This window comes from Brevundimonas sp. UBA4553 (assembly GCF_002387245.1).
Lineage (GTDB): Bacteria > Pseudomonadota > Alphaproteobacteria > Caulobacterales > Caulobacteraceae > Brevundimonas.
This window is the reverse complement of record NZ_DGLD01000003.1, coordinates 86431-104581: the sequence shown is the minus strand read 5'-3', so window position 1 is coordinate 104581 and position 18151 is coordinate 86431. Positions and strand designations below refer to the sequence as shown.

The following is an 18151-nucleotide window of genomic DNA, read 5'->3' as shown; positions in this document are numbered from 1 at the left end:
CTCGGAGCCGCCATGAAGTTCGACACGCTCGCCGTCCACGCCGGATATTCGCCCGACCCGACGACGAAGTCGGTGGCGGTGCCCATCTATCAGACCACCAGCTACGCCTTTGACGACACCCAGCACGGGGCGGACCTGTTCGACCTGAAGGTGGCGGGCAATATCTACACTCGCATCATGAACCCCACGTCGGACGTGCTGGAGCAGCGTCTGGCGGCGCTGGAGGGCGGGATCGCAGCCCTGACGGTGGCCTCGGGCCAGGCCGCCATCACCTACGCCATCCTGACCATTGCAGAGGCCGGCGACAACGTCATCGCCACGAGCACCCTCTATGGCGGCACCTACAACCTGTTCGCCCACACCCTGCCCCAGTACGGCATCGAGGTGCGCTTCATCGACGCCGACGACGTGGCGGCGGTGGCGGCCAACACCGATGAGCGCACCAAGGCGGTCTTCTGCGAGTCCATCGGCAACCCGCTGGGCAATGTGGTGGACTTCGCCGCCCTGGCCGAGGCGGCGCACGCGCAAGGTCTGCCGCTGATCGTCGACAACACCGTGCCGACCCCCTACCTGACGCGCCCGATCGAGCACGGCGCCGACATCGTCGTGCAGTCGCTGACCAAGTATATCGGCGGCCACGGCACCAGCATCGGCGGCGCCATCATCGACAGCGGCGCCTTCCCTTGGGCCGAGCACAGGGCGCGCTTTCGCCGCCTGAACGAGCCCGAGGTGTCGTATCACGGCGTGGTCTATACCGAGGCCCTGGGTCCGGCGGCCTATATCGGTCGGGTGCGGACGGTGCTGCTGCGCAACACAGGCGCGGCCATCTCGCCCTTCAACAGCTTCCTGATCCTGCAGGGGCTGGAGACCTTGGCCCTGCGGATGGACCGGCACGTCGACAACGCCTTGGCCGTCGCCAACTACCTGAAGACCCACCCAAAGGTGAAATGGGTCAACTACGCCGGCCTGCCCGATCATCCCGGCCATGCCCTGATCCAGAAATATTTCGGCGGCAAGGCGTCGGGTCTGCTGACCTTCGGCGTAGAGGGCGGGCGCGAGGCCGGCGGGCGGTTCCAGGACGCCGTCAAGCTGTTCACCCGTCTGGTCAACATCGGTGACGCCAAGTCCCTGGTCTGTCACCCGGCCTCGACCACCCACCGCCAGTTGTCGCCCGACGAGTTGAAGAAGGCGGGCGTGACCGAGGACACCGTGCGCCTGTCCGTCGGCATCGAGCACATCGACGACCTGATCGCGGATCTGGAACAGGCGTTGGCGGCGGTCTGACCGTCAGCCGGCCAAGGTGGTGCAGCGGATCAGGCGGACGGGACGATCGGCCTGATCCATTCGGGTGATGATCAGCGTCTGCCTGGTCGCCGCAAGACGGAGTCGCTCATAGCGCGACTCACCCTCGGAATCGCATTTCAGCGCCAGTTCGTAGCCTGTGCTGATCTGGGTGATGCGTTGGATGTCGCAGCGGTTTTCGTAGCCGCGGAACTCGGTGGTGGTGATTTCGATGGGCACGCGGTCGCCGCGCGGGTTGAAGCACCAATCCGCCTCGGCCGCCCAACGCCCGACGAAGTTGACCGGCCCCGCGCCCGGCAGCATGGATTCAGCGCCCGGAGGACGCTCGGCGGGGGCCGCCGCCGCCGCCGGCCCTTCGATCGGGCGCGCCGGTTCAGTGGGCGGATTGACGCCGCCGTTCCGATCACAGGCGGCGAGCAGACATACGGACGCCGCCACGGCGTTTGTCAGGAGATGGCGCATCCCTGACAAACGCCGCGGGCTCGCAGCGGTTCAGCCCCTACCGACGCGCCGCGTCGCTGGCCGCGCGAACCTGACCGAACTCGGAGGTCGGCTTCCAGGTCGGCCATTCCTCGCTGTTGGCCAGTTGCAGGCCCAGGCGATACAGCAGGGTCAGGTTCTCGACCGCCGAACGCAGATCCCAGTCCGCCGACCATTCGTCGGACGGCTTGTGATAGTCCGCGCCGAACTTGGCCTTCCAGGCCGCCAGACCGGCCTCCTTGCCCCCATCGACCCAGTCCACGCCGTGCCAGGGCATCAGGGCCGGTACGCCGGCGCGGGCGAAGGGGAAGTGGTCGGACCGGTAGTAGAAGCCCTGCTCCGGCTGGCCGTCGTCAGAGACGTAACGGCCTTCCTTCTCGGCCAGAGCCTGAAGGTCGTCCTCCAGGCTGTTCTGACCCTTGCCGAAGATCGGCACGTCGCGCGTCGGACCCGACAGCGGCAGCATGTCGATATTGATGTCGGCCACCGTCGTCTCCAGCGGATAGACCGGATCGGCGGCATAGGCGTAGGCGCCCAGCAGGCCCATCTCCTCAGCCGCCATGTGGGCGAAGACGATGGTGCGGTCGGGCGCTGGAGCGGCCTTCAGTTGGCGGGCCATCTCCACCACGCCGACGGTGCCGGAGGCGTTGTCCCAGGCCCCGTTGAAGATCTTGTCGTCGCCGGCGGCGTGGTCGTTGACGCCGACATGATCCCAGTGTGCGGAATAGACGATGGTCTCATTCGGCCGCTTGGTCCCCGTGATACGGGCCAGCAGGTTGTGCGTGCGCAGGGTGTCGATGGTCTCGGTGAGGTCAATCGACAGGGTCGCCCCCTGGACCGCGAAGGCGCGGAAGTCGCCCGTACCCAGGCGCGGCGTCAGCTCGGCCATGTCCAGACCCAGGGCCTTGGCCGTATCCGCGTTGATCGCGCCGGAAAACTCCAGGTCTGCCGCACCCGGCGTCAGGGTGCGCGTGCGGGCGTTGCCCTGCGCCGCTCGCCCCCAGGCGGGGTCGCTCGCGCCGGCCTTGCTCACCGTAATGATCCCGATCGCGCCGCGACGCTTGGCCTCGTCCGCCTTGTAGGCGCCGGACTGGTAGTTGGTGGCGTAGGGCCCGTTGAACAGGTCGCCGTCCGGCTCGCCGCTGACGACCATGACGATCTTGCCGGCGACATCCAGGCCGCCGTAGTCGTCCCAGCCGCGCTCGGGCGCATGGATGCCGAACCCCGCGAAGACCAGTCCGGCGTTGGCGATGGCCGCCTTGCCGTCATTGCTGACCGCCCGCAGGGTGATATCGGTTCCGGGCGTCAGGACGTGCGCCTGGCCGTCCGCGCCGGTCCAACTGGCACGGACGGCGTCTGCGACGGGGGTGTAGCGTTTCAGGTCGATGACCTGCAGCCACTGACCGTTCGGACCGCCCGGCTCCAGACCCATGGATTCGTACTGGGCCTGCAGCCAATCCAGCGTCTTCTTCTCCCCCTCGGTGCCGGGATAGCGCCCCTGAAAGTCGTCGGCGCTGATGGTGCGGATCTCGTCCGACAGCCGCTGGGCTGAAAAGTCCTGGGCTGCCGCCGAACCGGCGACGAGCAGAAGAGCGGTTGCGGCGACGCCGCTGATGAACCGACGATGCATGGAAACTCCCTCGCCCTCCCCACGGGGGCTTTGGCGCAAAGTAATAGGGCGGCCCCTCGCGAGACCGCCCCTTACATTTTTGTCATGTTCCGCGAAGACGGACGAAACCGTCTACTTGCGCTGTTCGGCGCTGACCGCGCGCGCCGGGCCGAACTCCGACCCGGTCTTCCATTCCGGCCAGTCGCGGCTGTTGGCCAGGGCCTGACCGGCCGCGAAGACGACCTCCAGGTCCTGGATCATGCCGCGATAGTCCCAGGTCGGCTCCCACTCGTCGGCGGCCTGGTGATAGCGGTTGGCGCGGTACTCGGCAGCGGCGGCCAGACGCGGTGCGATCGGTTCGTCGATGTAGTCGCCGGTCGAGGACAGATAGCCCATCGGCACGCCGCGCTTGGCCAGAGGGAAGTGATCCGAACGGAAGTAGATGCCCGCGCCCGCGCCCGCATCGCCCTCGAAGCCCCGCCCCTGCGCGGCGGCCAGGGCGATCACACGCTCGTCCAGTTCGGACTGACCATAGCCGGTCACGCCCAGCTTGCTCATCCGCCCCAGCACGTTGGTGGCGTCCAGGTTGAAGCCGGCCACCGTCTTCTCCAGCGGATACAGCGGATTGGCAGCGTAGAATTCCGAGCCCAGCAGGCCGCTTTCCTCGCCGGTGAAGCTGATCATGACGATGGTGCGCTCCGGCTTCGGCCCGGCCGACCACTGACGCGCCAGCTCCAGCAGGCCGGCCGTGCCCGAGGCGTTGTCCACGGCGCCGTTGAAGATGCGATCTCCATTGGCGTCCGGCTCGCCCATGCCGATGTGGTCCCAGTGGCCGGTGTAGAGGATGGTCTCGTCCGGATGGGTGGCGCCCTCCAGCTTGGCCAGCACGTTGTGGGTGACGATCTGATCCGTCTTGACGTCGAACCGGGCGTCGATCGTCGCGCCCTTCAGTTCGACCGGCTGGAAGTCACGCCTGCGCGCCTTGACCTTCTCCTGCTCGAAGTCGAGCCCGGCGCGGCGGAACAGGTCCACAGCCACATCCCGCTGGATCCAGGCCTCCATCGGCACGCGCTCTGCCGACGGGTTCTGACGCACGATGTCGAACTGGGGCACCGACCAGGAGTTGGCCACCGTGGTCCAGCCATAGGAGGCCGGTCGGGTCTCATGAACGATCAGGACGCCCGCCGCGCCCTGACGCGCAGCCTCTTCGTACTTGTAGGTCCAGCGGCCGTAATAGGTCATGGCCTCACCGCCGAAGGTGTTCAGCGACGGCTCCTCGAAGTCGGCGTCGTTGACCAGAACGACGATGACCTTGCCGCGCACGTCGGTCTTGAAGTCGTTCCACTGGCGCTCGGGCGCGTTCGTGCCATAGCCGACAAAGACCAGCGGCTTGCCGCGCAGATCAACGCTCTCGCCGGGCAGACGCGTGGTGATGGTGGCCTGCTGCCCCTGAGTCAGGGGTTGGGTCCAGTCGCCGACCTTGATCTGCCCGCTGACGTTGGAGACGGTGAAGCGGTTCAGGCTGACGGCCTGGGTCCAGCCGCCGTTCTCCCCGCCTGGCGCAAACCCCGCCGCGGCGTACTGCTGGCTCAGATAGTCGATGACCTTTTGCTCCGCCGGCGTGGCGATGCCGCGCCCCTCGAAGCTGTCGTCGGACAGGACCTTGATGTCGTTCGAGATGCGCGCCGCATCAAAGGCTGGCGTCTGGGCTGCGGCCCCCGAGGCCAGGGCGGCGGCGAACAACAGGACGGCGGCGGACGACATCAGACGCATGGAACAGGCCCCTCAACCAAAAAAGAGACCCGGACCCTAGTGGGCGAAATCGGCGGTGTCGATGCGGGCTGTGAAGACGCCGGGCACGAAAAAACCCGCCGGATCGCTCCGGCGGGTCATCTCGTTCCGGTCTGGAGGTGAAGCCCTTAGTGGGCGACGCCCTTCCAGATGCGGCGATAGCTGGCGTAGGTCAGGCCTGCGAACAGCAGCAGGAAGATGATCACGCCAAAGCCCATCTGCTTGCGCTCGGTCGCCTTGGGCTCCGAAGTCCAGGCGATGAAGGCGGCGACGTCCTTGGCCATCTGGTCAACCGTGGCCTCGGTGCCGTCGTCATAGGTCACCTGACCAGCGCGCAGCGGCGCAGGCATGGCGATGAAGCCGCCGGGAGGAACATGGCCCTCGCCTTCCCAGAACGGGGTCAGATCGCCCGCCATATAGGGGTTGTAGTGCTGGGCCGACGTCATCTTCAGGCCGACCGGCGGCGTGCCGTAGCCCGACAGCAGCGAGTAGATGTAGTTGGCGCCGTCGTGGCGGGCCTTGGCCATGACCGACAGGTCGGGCGGCGCGGCGCCGCCGTTCGCGGCCGCAGCCGCCGTGGCGTTCGGATAGGGGTTCGGGAACCGGTCGGCGGTCGTGGCGTCGCGCATCAGCGCTTCACCGGTCTCGCTGTCGATGTCCGGAACCTGGGCTTCCTTGGCCAGAGCCTTCACGACCGGGTTGTCGTTCGGGTTCGGGTACTTGGGGTTCCAGAACGGCCCGTGCTTGTCGCCCAGGTTGCGGAAATGCATCAGGTCCATGCCGTGGCACGAAGCGCAGACTTCCTTGTAGACCTTGTAGCCGCGCTGCAGCTGGCCCTGGTCGTAGGTGCCGAACGGCCCCTCGAAGCTGAAGCCGCCCTCGCGCGGGTGCTTGGCGCCCCCGGCGGCCATCGCCGGAGCGGCGATGGCGATCAGGCCGACAGCGGCCGTCACGGAAACCAGGATCTTGCGGAAGGACACGGTTTTCTTCTCGTTCGAAATCATCGCGCTCAGCCCTTCTGCTCGGTGACGGGCAGGACCGGCTCGGAAATCGTCGCCGGAACCGGCAGCGGCTTCTCGCGCAGGCCGAGGAACGGCATGAGCACCAGGAAGAAGATGAAGTAGTAGGCCGTCAGGAAGCGCGTCAGCCACAGGTAGGAGTTCAGCTGACCGTCGAACAGCGTGAAGCTGGGCATGCCCGGAATGACCGGGGCGTCCGGCAGTTGCCCGCCGCACCAGCCAAGACCGAAGCAGACGAACAGGAAGATGATGAAGCAGGTGCGCATCGTCGGGCGGTAGCGCATCGAGCGCACCTTGGACGTGTCCAGCCAGGGCAGGACGAACAGCACGCCGATGGCGCCGAACATGGCCACCACGCCGCCGAACTTGTCGGGGATGGCGCGCAGGATCGCGTAGAAGGGCAGCATGTACCATTCGGGCACGATGTGGGCCGGGGTCTGCAGCGGGTTGGCCGGGATGTAGTTGTCGGCGTGGCCCAGGGCGTTCGGCTGATAGAAGACGAAGACCGAGAACAGGATCAGGAAGAGGATGATCGCAAAGCCGTCCTTGACCGTGAAGTACGGGTGGAAGGGCAGCATGTCCTTCTTCTGGCGGTCCTTCGGGATCAGGATGCCGACCGGGTTGTTCTGACCGGCGGCGTGCAGGGCCCAGAGGTGCAGCACCACGCAGCCGGCGATGACGAACGGCAGCAGGTAGTGCAGCGAGAAGAAGCGGTTCAGCGTGGCGTTGTCGATGGCCGGGCCGCCGCGCAGCCAGATCAGGATCGGCTCGCCGATGACCGGAATGGCGCCGATCAGGTTGGTGATGACCTCAGCGCCCCAGAAGGACATCTGGCCCCAGGGCAGGACGTAGCCCAGGAAGGCGGTGGCGATCATCAGGAAGAAGATCAGGCAGCCGACAATCCAGATCATCTCGCGAGGCGCCTTGTAGGAGCCGTAGTAGAGACCGCGCAGCATGTGCAGGTAGACGGCGATGAAGAACATCGAGGCGCCGTTGGCGTGCACGTAGCGGATCAGCCAGCCGCCGTTGACGTCGCGCATGATGCGCTCGACCGAGGCGAAGGCCAGGGCGGTGTTCGGCGTATAGTGCATGGCCAGAACGATGCCGGTGATGATCTGCGTCATCAGGCACAGGGCCAGGATGCCGCCGAAGGTCCACCAGTAATTCAGGTTACGGGGGGTCGGCAGGTTTGCGTAGTCCATGCCGAAACGGATGATCGGCAGGCGCGTGTCCATCCACCGCTCGATCGCGGTCTTGGGGACGTAGGTGGATTCGTGATCGCTCATGGGTCCTCTGTCCGTCCTCAGCCGATCTTCACGCGGGTGTCGGACATGTATTCGTAGTTCGGCACCACCAGGTTCAGCGGGGCCGGTCCCTTACGAATACGGCCCGAGGCGTCGTAGTGCGAACCATGGCAGGGGCAGAACCAGCCGCCGAAGTCGCCCGTGCCGAAGGTCGGGACGCAGCCCAGGTGGGTGCACGAGCCGATGACGACGAGATATTTCTCATGGCCGGCCTTGGTGCGCTCGACGTCGGTCTGCGGCGGCGAGCCGACAGCGCCTTCGGCGACAACCTTCTGAAGCTCGGCCGGCGTGCGGTAGCGCACGAAGACCGGCTTGCCCTGCCATTTGATGACGACCTGCTGACCTTCCTGAACCTTGGTCAGATCGAATTCGATCGACGCCAGGGCCAGGGTGTCGGCGGCGGGGTTCATCTGGTTGATCAGCGGCCAGGCCACCATCACGCCTGCACCGACCGCGGCGGCGCCGGCGGCGATGTGGATGAAGTCGCGGCGGGTGGCGTCGCCGCCCCCGTGTTGGCCATCAGGCCCTTCAGCATTCACGACCGATTCGGCCACGCTCTCACCTCTGCACTCCCGATCGCCCGCCCCGGAAAGGGTTAGTCGTCGGCATGGATCGTCCCTGCGGAACGGCAGAAGATGCCTGCGGCCCTGATTCTGCCACCCTCTTCGCAAGTTGCTGACACAACTTGCGAAACAGTCGCAATAAAGGCCGCGACAAGACCCCGCCCCGCGCGTATGAGGGCCTTAGAATGCGTCTCGCCCTTTTTCAACCTGACATCCCGCAGAATGTGGGCGCCTGCATCCGTCAGAGCGCCTGTTTCGGCGTCGAATTGCACGTCATCGAGCCTACCGGGTTCCGCTTCGACGACCGCGCCATGAAGCGCGCAGCGCTCGACTACGGCCCTCTCAGCCATATGACGCGCCATGCCGACTGGGACGCCTTCCAGCGCGACCGTGGGTCAGGCCGCCTGGTTCTGTTCACCACACGAGGCGCCACGCCTTTGAATGAATTCGAATTTCGTCCCGACGATATTCTGCTCTTCGGCAAGGAAAGCGCCGGCGCGCCCGACTACGTTCATGCCGCCGCCGACGCCCGCGTCGTCATCCCCATCCGCCCGGAAACCCGCTCTCTCAATCTCTCGGTCAGCGCCGGCATCGCCCTGTGGGAAGGCCTGCGCCAGCTCGACAGGTTTTCTGGATACAAACCCTGAGACGTCTCTAAGGGTTGTCCCGATAGCGGCAGCGCTTCTTTGAGAAGATGCTGGTCTTCATGAACAGCCGTTTTTCGACACTCGCCATCGCAGCGCCCCTTCTCGCCGCCGGTCTGGTGACCGCCACCGGCGAGGCTCGCGCTCAATCGCTCAACGACCGGTTCTGGATCGAGGGCGCAGCCCTGTGGGCCGACGTCAACAGCGAAGGCGAGTTCCGCCTGCCGAACGCGCCGCGGGACGGCGTGGCCATTGATTTCGAGTCGGATCTCGGCCTCAACGACAAGGAGACGCTGGGATCGATCAACGCGGGCTTTCGCGCATTTGACCGCGTGATCATCGGCGCGGACTACTATCGCCTCGACCGGTCCAGCAGCGCCTCTCTCGGGCGCGACATCCAGTTCGAGGACGTCACCTTCCCGATCGCCGCCAGCGTCGAAAGCGGTTTCAGTTCGGACATCTATCGCCTGACGATCGGCTACGCCCTCATTCGCAACGACACCCTGGAAATCGGCCCCTCCATCGGCCTTCACGCCACGGACTTCGATATCTTCGTGTCCGGCGAAGCCCGCGTGGGCCAGAACCAGAACGCACAGACGGTGCGTCAACGGGACTTCCTGGCGCCGCTTCCCACGGTCGGCCTATTCGGCGCATGGAGCCCCACCCCGCGCCTGACCATCAACGGCCGCGTCGACTACATGTCGCTGTCGCTCGGCGACTACGACGGCGGCGTCACCAATGTGCAGGCGGGTGTCAGCTACGCCCTGACCGATCACTTCGATCTCGGCGTCATGTATCGGTTCGTCGACTATGACCTGACGATCGAAAAGGACGCCTGGACCGGCGATCTGAATTACGATTTCCAGGGTCCGGCCGTCTTCATCCGCGCAAGCTTCTAGACGCGCCCTACTCCGGCGCGCCGTCGTTCGGCAGTTGCGCCAGATTAGGCCGTTCGCCGCGCTGGGCCGTGGCGGCGCGTTCGACGGCGCGCATGGTCCGCAACAGGTTCTCGCCCGAAATCTTGCGAATATCGGCCTCGGACCAGCCACGACGCATCAGCTCGGCCAGAATGCGCGGATAGGCCTCCACGCTCTCGACACCCTCGGGCAGGCTGTCGACGCCGTCGAAATCGCCGCCCAGACCTACATGGTCGATGCCCGCCACGTCCCGGACGTGCTGGATGTGGGCCACTACGTCGTCCAGCGTGGCCTTGGGCGCCGGGTTGGCCGCCGTCCAGGCGTCCATGCCCGTCTTCACCGCTTCAGGATCGCCTTGGTTCAGGGCCGAGAGCCGCGAAAGCTCGGCGGAGCGCAGGGCGCCCCACTGGCGCACAGGCTCGCTGATGAAACCGGGCACGAAGGTGACCATGACGATGCCGCCATTGGCCGGCATCATCCGCAGCACAGAGTCGGGCACATTGCGCGGATGGCCCGTCACCGCGCGCGCCGACGAGTGCGAGAAAATCACCGGGGCCGTCGAAACGCGGATGGCGTCGTACATGGTCTCTTCCGAGACGTGGCTCAGGTCCACCATCATGCCGATGCGGTTCATCTCCTTGACCACCTGCTCGCCGAAAGGCGACAGGCCGGTCCACTTGGGCGCGTCCGTGGCGCTGTCGGCCCAGGTCGTGGTCTTGGAGTGGGTCAGCGTCATGTACCGCGCGCCGGAATCATAGAACTCACGCAGCAGGCCCAGGGAATCGTCGATGGAATAGCCGCCCTCCATGCCGATCAGGCTGGCGATCTTTCCGGTCTTGTGGATGCGGGCGATGTCGTCGGCGGTGACGGCGATCTCGAACACCGAAGGATAAGCGGCGGCGATGCGCTTGACCGTGTCGATCTGCTCGAAAGTGGCCTTGGCCGCCTCGACCGGCTCCAGGCTGGCGGGGACATAGACGGACCAGAACTGAGCCCCGACACCGCCCGCACGCAGACGCGGAATATCGGTATGAAGCCGCGTCGTCGCCGCCAGATTGGTCGCCAGATCAACGCGATAGGGGTCGTTTCCAAAGCCCTGCCTCAGGGCCCAGGGCAGGTCGTTGTGCCCGTCGATCAGGGGCGTTCGCCGCAGGATCTGCATCACCCGCTCCTGTCCGGCAGCGTCGCTTCCCGCCTGGGTTTGGGCCAGGACGGGTCCGGCCAGAACGGCGAGCGAGGCGGCGGCGAGCAAGGCGGTGCGGATCATGGGGGTCCCCTCAGGTTTGGTGCGGCCACGCTGGCACAGGCGGCGCGGCATGGGAACCACGTCTGATCTGGATCAAGGCTCGCCAACCCGCAGAAGCGCATGAAGCCTGCACCCCCTGTTCACAAAGGCCGTCCGTCATGGTTGAAGCCCTGATGATCCAAGAGACCCCCACCTTGATGGTCGAGCACCGCGAGCGCGCCCGTGTCTGGTTCGAGACGCTGCGTGATCAGATCCACGCCGGCTTCGAGGCCTTGGAGGACGCTGCCCCCGCCGACCTCTTCCCCGGGGAGCCCGGCCGCTTCGTACGCACCCCCTGGGACCGCAAGGAGGGCGGCGGCGGCGTCATGGGTATGATGCACGGCCGCCTGTTCGAGAAGGTCGGCGTCCACTGCTCGACCGTCCACGGGACCTTCCCCGCCGACTACGCCAAGAACGTGCCCGGCGCCGAGGAAGACCCGCGCTTCTACGCCACCGGCATCAGCCTGATCTGCCACCCGGTCAGCCCGCGCGTCCCGGCGGTGCACATGAACACCCGCCTGATCTCGACGACGAAGACCTGGTTCGGCGGCGGCGGTGACCTGACGCCGGTGCTGGACGTGGACCGCCGTGACGACCACCCGGACACAATGGCCTTCCACGCGGCGATGAAGGCCTCTTGCGACGCCTACGACCCGACCTGGCACGCCAAGTACAAGCAGTGGTGCGACGAGTATTTCTTCCTGCCTCACCGCAACGAGCCGCGCGGCACCGGCGGCATCTTCTACGACCACCACGACAGCGGCGACTGGGAACGGGACTTCGCCTTCACCCAGGATGTCGGCAAGGCTTTCCTCGACGTCTATTCCCGCATTGTTTCGGGTCGCATGACCGAGGCCTGGACGTCCGAGGAGCGCGAGGAGCAACTGATCCGCCGCGGCCGCTACGTCGAGTTCAACCTGCTCTACGACCGCGGCACCATGTTCGGACTGAAGACCGGCGGCAACGTAGAGTCGATCCTCAGCTCAATGCCGCCCCTGGTGAAATGGCCCTGATGAGAGCCTGACTCAGGCGACCTGCGATCGCTCTTTCGACGCCATGGCGCGCGCCATGGCGTCGAACAGGGCGACCAGGGTGAGCGGCTTGGTCAGGTGACCGTCCGCGCCGGCCGCACGCCCTGCCTCGACGTGCTCAGCCATGGCGTTGGCGGTCAGCATCAGGATCGGCGTCCGATCACGTCCCGCTTGAGCCTCGAAGGCGCGGATCTCGGCCGTAGCGGTCAAACCGTCCATCACCGGCATCTGCATGTCCATCAGCACCAGGTCGAACGCCTCGTGCTTGAAGGTCTCCAGCGCCTGGGCGCCGTCCTCCACCGCGACCAACTCCATCGCTGTTGCGGCCAGCATCACTTCGATGATCTTGCGGTTCGCAGGATGGTCATCGGCCAGAAGCACCCGCAGCGCCTGCTGACGAACGTCTCCGACCGGCTCCGGCGTCAAAGTCGCTTCGCCCGCGCCTTCGACCGGCGGCAAGGGGATTTCGAACCAGAAGCGCGAGCCCTGGCCTGGGGTGCTGTCGCACTCCAGTCGCCCGCCCATCAGGTCAACCAGTTCGCGCGAGATCGCCAGGCCCAGCCCGGTGCCGCCGAAACGGCGTGTGATCGAGCCGTCCGCCTGCTGGAAACGGCCGAAGATGCGCGCCTTCTGCTCGTCGTCGAAGCCCACGCCGGTATCGGTGACGATGAAGCGCACGTCGCCTTCAACGCCGGGCTCGACCGTCAGCGTCACCTCGCCGTGGGCCGTAAACTTCAGGGCGTTGCTCACCAGGTTGGTCAGGACCTGACGCACCCGCACGGCGTCCCCATCGACGACCCGATCCAGTCGCGGATCAACGTGCGCCGTCACGCTGACCCCCTTTTCCTCGGCCGGGATGCGCCACAGGGCGGCCACGTCCTGCACCGCCCGTCCCAGATGGAAGGGCGCAGCCTCGATCGTGACCTGCCCGGATTCGATGCGCGCGCTGTCCAGGATGTCGGACAACAGACGCTCCAGGGTGGCGCCGGACGAGCGGATGACCTCGACCATGGCGTGCTCGTCGCCGTTGAGGTCGCGCTGAGCCAGCGCGTCGGCCATGGCCACGACGCCGTTCAGCGGCGTCCGGATTTCATGGCTCATGTTCGCCAGGAATTCGCTCTTGGCGCGGTTGGCGTCCTCAGCGCGGCGGCGCGCGCTGCGCAGCTCGCCCCCCTGTCGCCACTGCCAGATCAGGGTGAGCAGAGCCGACAGCATGAAGACCACGCCGATGCCGACAATCCAGTTCTGCCAGCGAATGACGGTCCGTTGCAGTTCGGTGTTGGCGCGCGCCATGTCCAGTTGCTGACGTCGACGATCCAGTTGCTCCTGAATGTCGCCCGTGACCTGACGGATTCCGGCGCTGAACCTCTGCGCGGTCTGGACGTCACGATCACGCTGATAGGTGCGCAGGACCTGATAGGCCTCGGCGGGTCGGTCGGCGGCAAACAGCAGTTCCGCCTCCACCAGGGCGACGTGGGAATCCACCCCGCCCTCGATATCCAGAGCGCGCAGCTTTTCCAGGTCGCGGCGCGCGCCGTCCACATCGCCCGTCCGCGCCCGCGCGACGGCCCGCACCGGCAGGATATCCAGCATCAGGAAGGCCGCGGTGCCCAGGTCTTCGCCATAGGGCGCGATGCAGGCCAGAACCTCCAGCGGTTCGTCCTTGGCGTCGGCCACCTGAGCGCACAGACTTGCATCGTAGACGAGCAGGTTTTCCAGGCCGGTCCGCAGACTCAGACGCCGGTGCGCCGCGTAATACGCCTGCGCGCGCGTCAGATCGCCGACCTGAACAGCCATCTTGGTCAGATTGTAGAGGCTGTCGAAATCCGGGCGCGGATAGGCGGGATTGGCGTAGTCGATCTCGAAGCGGCGAAAGGCGATGGTGGCCCCCACCACGTCGTTCAGCTTCATCAACCCCATGCCGGTGACCTCCCACAGGCCGGCGTGCGCCGTGTCGGCGTAGAGGTCTTCGTCCGGGATATCGGCCTCGGCCTGATTCAGCAGCTTCAGACCCTCGCCGACGCGATCCTGATCCATCAGGGTCAGCGCCGTCAGACGCGCAGCATGGGCGCGCACGAACCAGTCCACGCCCTCCCGGGTCATGCGCGTCATCTCGGCGTCGACGGTCAGATCACCCCGATCATAGCGAGCCGTCAGTTCGTTCAATCGGGCGATCTGGATGTAGCGCTGGTCGCGTTGCGCCCGCGCCTTGGCTTCAAGTCTCTGGTTCCAGAAAGCCGCCCGTTCGAACTCGCCCTGGTTCTGGAATATCCAGACGACGTGGTAGAGGCGGTTGAGCCCTTCTCGGTCGCGTCGGCGATAGGCCGCTTCTCCGAACGCCTCCAGCTGCGCGAAGGTGGTGCGAGAGGCGCGCTGCTCCACGGCGCGCAGCAGATCAGCCGGCGGACCTTCGGCCTGCGCCTGTGCATGAACCAGGCCCGGCGACAGGAGGATGGCGGTCGCGAGGACCGCAGCTTTGATGGGCGACATAGGACTTCCGCACTGAAGCCCCACCATTGCACGCCAGAGGTTGCGCAAGGTTTAGCGCTGGGAAAACAAGACGCCCGCGCCCTAGATGCCGCTGCCGTCCGCCTCGATCGGCTGCGGGGTCAGCAACAGATAGGCGCGGATCCACGCCGTCAGCACCGCTCGGTCGTTCGCACCCTCCAGGCTCAGCAGGGCCTCGTCGGCCAGATCATGCGGGATGCGGTCGCCGCGTCGTCCCTCGATCAGGGCGGCCGCGTAGGCGGGCTGGAACTCGGGGTGGCACTGGAAGCTGACGGCGTCCTCGCCCCAGGCCAGACCGGCGTAGGGCGTAAAGGGACTTGAGGCGATCACCCGCGTATCCGGCGCCACCGCCACCACCTGGTCCTGATGCGACACGGGAATGGCGATGGAGGGCGCTCGAGGGTGCATCCACGGCTCATGGCCGACCACGTCGTAGCGGTGCAATCCCACGCCCCAGCCCTTGTGCGACTTCTCGACCTTGCCGCCGAACGCATGGGCCAGAACTTGATGCCCGAAGCAGATGCCCAGAAGCCGCGTCCGACCACGCGCCGCGCGCAGCCACTGCACCAGGGGCGATATCCACGGCAGGTCGTCGTAGACGCCGGCGGCCGACCCCGTGACGATGGCCCCGGTATAGATCGACGGGTCATCCGGCAGATGGCCCGACTGCACGTCGAACCGCACCGTCGGCACGTTTTCGCCCAGCAGGGCGCGAAAGCGCGCCGGGTAGTCGTCGAAGGCGTCCCGCAGATGTTCGGGCGGATGGCCGGTTTCCAGAATGGCGATACGGGTCATTTCGGCGTTTTCCAGCGGGGAGAAGGAAGCGTCTCTCTCTGGATTGGGGTAGAAGTCGGGCGATTGCAACGAGGCCGCCCTTCATGACCGCCCACGCGCACGACGATTCCGCCGTCGTCCTGATCAATATTTTCAAGTGCGACGCACGACGGCAGGAGGATCTGGTCGAACATCTGGCCGCCCTGGCCCAGGTGCAGCGCACCCTGCCCGGCTTTGTCTCCGCCACCCTGCACCGGGGCCTCAACGGGCGCGTCGTCGCCAATCACGCCGTCTGGGCCAGCGCCACCGATTGGAAGGTGATGACCCGACACCCCCAGGTCGTCGCGGCCATGGAGCCCATTCTGGCCATCGCCACCTTCGAGCCGCATCTTTACGAGCCGGGCGTCCTGCTGGAAGCCTAGCCCGCGCGCCAGACCTCGGCGCGCGCGCCGGCTTCGCCGAGGTTCGCCGCCACCCAGCCGCAGATTTCGGCCGCCGCCGCCTCTGCACCCGATGGCGGATTGACCACCGTCATCGTGCAGCCGTTCATCTTCATCGGATTGTTCAGCGGGCGCAGGCGGGCTTCCGCCACCAGGACGCGGCCGACCTGCGCCTCCTCCAGCCGGCGGATGAATCCGTCGAAGGTTTCCATGTCCTTCAGCGGGGTCCAGATCGCCACCGTCGCCGTGCGGTCATGCCTCACTATGGCGGCGGCTGTCTCCGCCGAGCGCACATAGTCGTCCGGCCGCTCGAACGGCGGATCGATCAGCACCAGCGGACCCTTGGTCGCCCTGGCCGCCTTCAGCGCCTCGACATAGCCGTCGCCCTGACGGCCCTCGGCGGCCGGCCAGTCGGCCAGGGCCTCTGCCAACATCTCCTGAACCGGCGGATGAAATTCGAAGCCCAGATAGCGGTCGCCCTCTCGCAGAGCCCGCGCGATCAGCAGGGGCGACCCCGGATAGAAGCGCGCGCCGCCCTCTGGATTCAGCGCTGCGACCTCGGCCGCCAGGGCCTCGATCAGCGGCGGCCGCTCGTCGGCGGTCATCAGCCGCGCCACGCCGGCCTCGGCCTCACGGGACCGCGCGCCGTCGCCTGACAGGTCATACAGACCCGCCCCCGCGTGGGTGTCGATGACGGTGACCGCCCCCCTCTCCTGCCGTTCCTTCAGCAGCCACAGCACCAGGGCGTGCTTGACCAGGTCCGCAAAGTTTCCGGCGTGAAAGCTGTGGCGATAGTTCATGAGCGTTCCGTCCCCCGCTCCGCCCTTCGGGTCAAGAGGAAGCCTCGATGCGCACGGCCATTGCACATCGTGGGCGCGAAAACACCGGCCACGACTTTCGGATAACAATGTTGTAAAATTGCGCTGCAAGTAGGCGTGTTCAAGGAGAACATCGACAACGAGGGACGACGCAAATGCTCTCAGTATCGAATAATTTTCTTCGCCTGGGCGTGCTTTCGGCGCTGGCTGGCATGAGCCTTGGCGTCTGGATGGGCGCCAATGAGGACTTCACGCTTCGCACGGTGCACGCCCACATCAACCTGCTGGGCTTCGCGTCGATGATGCTGTTCGGCCTGTTCTATCGGGTCTTTCCCTCAGCGGCGCGAGGATGGTTGCCCCTGGCCCACTTCACCCTGTCGGTCCTGGGCTTCCTGATCCTGATGCCGACCCTGACTCTGATGTTTCTTCAGAAGCCCTTCTTGCTGCCCGCCCTGATCGCCTCGGAGATCATGCTGGTGACGTCGATGCTGCTGTTCACGCTCATCGTCTTCCTGGCTACGGCCCGAGGCAGCGAGCGCGTAGCGACCTGAGCCCACGGCGGAACGGAAAAGGCCCCCTGCCTTGCGGTCAGGGGGCCTTCGGTTCGCAGTCAGAAAGGGGTCAGTCGGCCCAGTTCAGCACAACCTTGCCCGACTGGCCGGACTTCATGGCCTCGAAGCCCTGCTGGAAGTCCTGATAGGGCATCTGGTGGGTGATCAGCGGCGTCAGATCCAGACCGGCCTTCAGCAGCCCCAGCATCTTGCGCCAGGTCGTGAACATCTCGCGCCCATAGACGCCCTTGATGGTCAGGGCCTTGAGGATGATCGTGCCCCAGTCGGTCTCCATCGGCTTGGACGGAATGCCCAGCAGGGCCATGCCGCCGCCCATGATCAGGGTGTCGACGCACTGCTTGAAGGCGATCGGCGAGCCCGACATCTCCAGCGCCACGTCGAAGCCGACCTTCAGACCCAGCTCATGCATGACGTCGCGCAGGTCTTCCTTGGTCGTGTTCACCGTCCGCACGCCCGGCGCAACCTTCTGCGCAAGTTCCAGGCGGAAGTCATTGATATCGGTCAGGACCACCGTGCGCGCGCCCGCGTGACGCGCCACGGCGGCGGCCATCATGCCGATGGGACCAGCGCCGGTGACCAGCACGTCCTCGCCCAGCAGGTCGAACTGCTGCGCCGTATGCACGGCGTTGCCGAAGGGGTCGAGGATCGAGCCGATTTCATAGGGCACATCCTCGGGCAACTCGATGACGTTGAAGGCCGGCGCCACCACGAACTCGGCGAAGGCGCCCTGGCGGTTCACGCCGATGCCGCGCGTGTCGGGGTCCAGGTGGAAGTGACCGGCGCGGGCCGCTTCGGAGTTCAGATCGATGACGTGCCCCTCGGCCGAAACGCGCTGGCCGACCTTGAGGCGGCGATCCACGTCCTTGCCGATGGCGACGATCTCGCCGGCGAACTCGTGACCGGTGATCATCGGGACCGGCACGTTCTTCTGGGACCACTCGTCCCAGTTCCAGATGTGGATGTCGGTGCCGCAGACGGCCGTGCGATGGACGCGGATCAGCACGTCCTCGTCGCCCGCCACGGGGATCGGGGCCTCGATCAGCTCAAGGCCGACGCCGGGCTTCGTCTTGGCCAGGGCCTTCATCATGTCCGTC

General features: G+C 66.2%; 17 protein-coding genes. 6 read left to right on the top strand and 11 right to left on the bottom strand.

What is annotated here, in order from left to right:
* Positions 1-12: 12 nt before the first annotated feature.
* Positions 13-1284 carry an O-acetylhomoserine aminocarboxypropyltransferase/cysteine synthase family protein gene (locus B4A39_RS04000; RefSeq protein WP_292033506.1) on the top strand — a complete coding sequence of 424 codons (1272 nt, stop codon included), beginning with the start codon at positions 13-15 and terminating at the stop codon, positions 1282-1284.
* A 3-nt stretch (positions 1285-1287) separates the two neighbouring features.
* Here the strand turns inward: B4A39_RS04000 and B4A39_RS03995 are convergent, their stop codons facing one another.
* The 6 genes from B4A39_RS03995 to petA form a co-directional block, all read right to left on the bottom strand.
* Complete coding sequence (locus B4A39_RS03995; RefSeq protein ID WP_292033503.1) at positions 1288-1764, bottom strand: hypothetical protein; 477 nt, start codon at positions 1762-1764, stop codon at positions 1288-1290.
* A 37-nt stretch (positions 1765-1801) separates the two neighbouring features.
* A complete protein-coding gene (locus tag B4A39_RS03990; protein WP_292033498.1) occupies positions 1802-3412 on the bottom strand; it encodes a M28 family peptidase in 1611 nt (536 codons plus the stop codon).
* Positions 3413-3523: 111 nt separating this feature from the next.
* Positions 3524-5164, bottom strand: coding sequence for a M28 family metallopeptidase (locus B4A39_RS03985; protein WP_292033496.1), 1641 nt, complete (start codon positions 5162-5164; stop codon positions 3524-3526).
* A 146-nt stretch (positions 5165-5310) separates the two neighbouring features.
* The gene (locus tag B4A39_RS03980; RefSeq protein WP_292033494.1) at positions 5311-6186 is read right to left on the bottom strand and encodes a cytochrome c1; all 876 of its coding nucleotides are present in this window, start codon (positions 6184-6186) and stop codon (positions 5311-5313) included.
* Between the two features lie 5 nt (positions 6187-6191).
* Positions 6192-7487, bottom strand: coding sequence for a cytochrome b (locus B4A39_RS03975; protein ID WP_292033493.1), 1296 nt, complete (start codon positions 7485-7487; stop codon positions 6192-6194).
* A gap of 17 nt (positions 7488-7504) precedes the next feature.
* Positions 7505-8059, bottom strand: coding sequence for a ubiquinol-cytochrome c reductase iron-sulfur subunit (gene petA, locus B4A39_RS03970; protein ID WP_292033492.1), 555 nt, complete (start codon positions 8057-8059; stop codon positions 7505-7507).
* 194 nt (positions 8060-8253) lie between these two features.
* Between petA and B4A39_RS03965 the strand changes: the two genes are divergently transcribed.
* Together B4A39_RS03965 and B4A39_RS03960 are read left to right on the top strand one after the other, a co-directional pair.
* The gene (locus tag B4A39_RS03965) at positions 8254-8715 is read left to right on the top strand and encodes a tRNA (cytidine(34)-2'-O)-methyltransferase (RefSeq protein WP_292033490.1); all 462 of its coding nucleotides are present in this window, start codon (positions 8254-8256) and stop codon (positions 8713-8715) included.
* 59 nt (positions 8716-8774) lie between these two features.
* Positions 8775-9611: an outer membrane beta-barrel protein gene (locus B4A39_RS03960; RefSeq protein ID WP_292033488.1), complete on the top strand. Its 837-nt coding sequence runs from the start codon at positions 8775-8777 to the stop codon at positions 9609-9611.
* A 7-nt stretch (positions 9612-9618) separates the two neighbouring features.
* On the opposite strand, the gene B4A39_RS03955 is transcribed toward B4A39_RS03960, so the two are convergent.
* Positions 9619-10896, bottom strand: coding sequence for a dipeptidase (locus tag B4A39_RS03955; RefSeq protein ID WP_292033486.1), 1278 nt, complete (start codon positions 10894-10896; stop codon positions 9619-9621).
* A 176-nt stretch (positions 10897-11072) separates the two neighbouring features.
* On the opposite strand from B4A39_RS03955, the gene hemF reads away from it, so the two are divergent.
* Complete coding sequence (gene hemF, locus B4A39_RS03950) at positions 11073-11927, top strand: oxygen-dependent coproporphyrinogen oxidase (RefSeq protein WP_292033599.1); 855 nt, start codon at positions 11073-11075, stop codon at positions 11925-11927.
* A gap of 12 nt (positions 11928-11939) precedes the next feature.
* On the opposite strand, the gene B4A39_RS03945 is transcribed toward hemF, so the two are convergent.
* Entirely contained in the window at positions 11940-14435 is a 2496-nt protein-coding gene (locus tag B4A39_RS03945) for a hybrid sensor histidine kinase/response regulator (RefSeq protein ID WP_292033483.1), read from the bottom strand.
* Positions 14436-14516: 81 nt separating this feature from the next.
* Entirely contained in the window at positions 14517-15248 is a 732-nt protein-coding gene (locus tag B4A39_RS03940; protein ID WP_292033479.1) for a type 1 glutamine amidotransferase, read from the bottom strand.
* A gap of 83 nt (positions 15249-15331) precedes the next feature.
* Here B4A39_RS03940 and B4A39_RS03935 point away from each other — a divergent pair, with 83 nt between their 5' ends.
* Positions 15332-15649, top strand: coding sequence for an antibiotic biosynthesis monooxygenase family protein (locus B4A39_RS03935; protein ID WP_292033476.1), 318 nt, complete (start codon positions 15332-15334; stop codon positions 15647-15649).
* Here the strand turns inward: B4A39_RS03935 and rlmJ are convergent.
* Complete coding sequence (rlmJ, locus tag B4A39_RS03930) at positions 15646-16467, bottom strand: 23S rRNA (adenine(2030)-N(6))-methyltransferase RlmJ (protein WP_292033474.1); 822 nt, start codon at positions 16465-16467, stop codon at positions 15646-15648. The genes B4A39_RS03935 and rlmJ overlap by 4 nt on opposite strands.
* 173 nt (positions 16468-16640) lie before the next feature.
* On the opposite strand from rlmJ, the gene B4A39_RS03925 reads away from it, so the two are divergent.
* Entirely contained in the window at positions 16641-17036 is a 396-nt protein-coding gene (locus B4A39_RS03925; RefSeq protein ID WP_292033471.1) for a hypothetical protein, read from the top strand.
* Positions 17037-17106: 70 nt separating this feature from the next.
* On the opposite strand, the gene tdh is transcribed toward B4A39_RS03925, so the two are convergent.
* Positions 17107-18141, bottom strand: coding sequence for an L-threonine 3-dehydrogenase (tdh, locus tag B4A39_RS03920; protein WP_349679243.1), 1035 nt, complete (start codon positions 18139-18141; stop codon positions 17107-17109).
* Positions 18142-18151: the final 10 nt, after the last annotated feature.